Source organism: Phytobacter sp. V91 (assembly GCF_965644225.1).
Lineage (GTDB): Bacteria > Pseudomonadota > Gammaproteobacteria > Enterobacterales > Enterobacteriaceae > CBFFRJ01.
In genome coordinates this window covers 1-1,469 of the sequence record NZ_CBFFRJ010000266.1, presented here as the reverse complement: position 1 = coordinate 1,469, position 1,469 = coordinate 1, and the positions used below count along the sequence as shown (strand labels likewise).

Sequence of the window (1,469 nt, the reverse complement as noted above, 5' to 3'; positions counted from 1 at the left end):
TACAGCTCAGCTAAGGTAAGGCTAATACAGATAAGGACTCCACTGAACCCCACCGATTAAATCGCACCTTCCCTAAAACGAAAGCTGCGGTAGTGACTGCATTGTTCCTGAGCTACGGCGCACAGGCCGACACCATCCTGAACGTTGCCACCGCGGGCGATCAGAATATGGTGGACTACGTGAAAACCTGGCTGGGGCCGAAGTTTGAAGCGGCCCATCCGGGGGTAAAAGTGCAGGTGGTTGGCACCGGCCCTGGCGACGCCGGTTCGAATAAAATCATCGAGAAACTGACGGCGCAGAGAGAGAGTGGCGCGCAGACCTGGGATATCGATGTGGCGGTGGTGCATCAGAAAGTCGGTGGCGAGCTGGTGGAGAAGGGGCTGCTTGCGAAATACCGCCAGCAAATTAGCACTGGCAATATGGTCAGCGCAGATAACGCCAAAAATGCTCTCGGCGTGAATGTCGATGGCTATGTGATGCCGATGTTTTTAAGTCAGACCGCCATTGCGTGGAACAGCGAGGCAATCAAAACGCCGCCTGCGTCTTACGATGAGCTGGTGGACTGGGCGCAGAAGAACCCCCAGGCTTTCGGCTATAACGGCATCAAGAACGGGATGTCCGGCGTGAGCTTTGTGGTGGGCTGGATCTACGCCTGGGGCACGGACGCCCAGCGTCTGTCTGCGCTGCCTTATGATAAAAGCGTGGAGAAAAACTGGGGCCAGGCCTATGAAAAGCTGAAGGCCTTTAATAAGAATGTGACCTTTACTCCCGGCAACGCCGGAACGCTCGACATGCTCAGCCGGGGCGAGATAACGATGGGGCCGGTGTGGGTGGATATGTTCTACAGCTGGAAAGACCAGGGCAAACTGCCGCCGTCAATCAAACTGGCGCTGCTGTCGCCGGGCATGCCAGGGCAACCAATGTACTACGTGACCCCGGCGAAGGCGGCAAACCCGCAACTGGCGCGTGAGTTTATCGAGCTGGCAACCAGCCCGGAAGTGCAGGCGCAGGGGATTGTGAAGCAGTTTAACTGGTATCCGGGTATCGACGCTGAGCATGTGAAGCCGAAGCTGGATCCGGCCACCTGGCAGAAACTGTTCGCGGAAATCTCGCCGAAGGCGCTGGCAGATTACGGTAAAAGTTTCCCGATAACCCCCTACTTTGACGACATAAAAGAGGGCTACGAAAGCCAGGTCGCCAACTAATTATCGCCAATGCTCAGGCGTGGCAGGACGTCGCCCTGAGCGTTTCATTATTCTGATGTCAGGTGTGCTATGCGCCGTTCGTTAAAATATCTGTTACTGGTCGCGCCTGCCGCGCTGATGATAGCCATACTCTTTTTGTACCCGCTGGGGTTCTCGCTGACGGCGGCGTTTACCGACGATGCGCGACAGTTCATGGTTAGGAATCTGGAAAAACGTTTTAAAAACTCACTGACCATGAACACAGGATCCCGAAACGCAGTGATG

The 1,469-nt window shown here is 55.5% G+C and carries 1 protein-coding gene and 1 pseudogene; both read left to right on the top strand.

Features of this window, described 5'->3' with window-relative positions:
• Positions 1 to 92: 92 nt before the first annotated feature.
• Positions 93 to 1,205 carry an ABC transporter substrate-binding protein gene (locus ACSZO4_RS25520; RefSeq protein ID WP_437891876.1) on the top strand — a complete coding sequence of 371 codons (1,113 nt, stop codon included), beginning with the start codon at positions 93 to 95 and terminating at the stop codon, positions 1,203 to 1,205.
• Positions 1,206 to 1,274: 69 nt separating this feature from the next.
• A pseudogene (locus tag ACSZO4_RS25515) lies at positions 1,275 to 1,469 on the top strand (hypothetical protein); the annotation flags it as partial.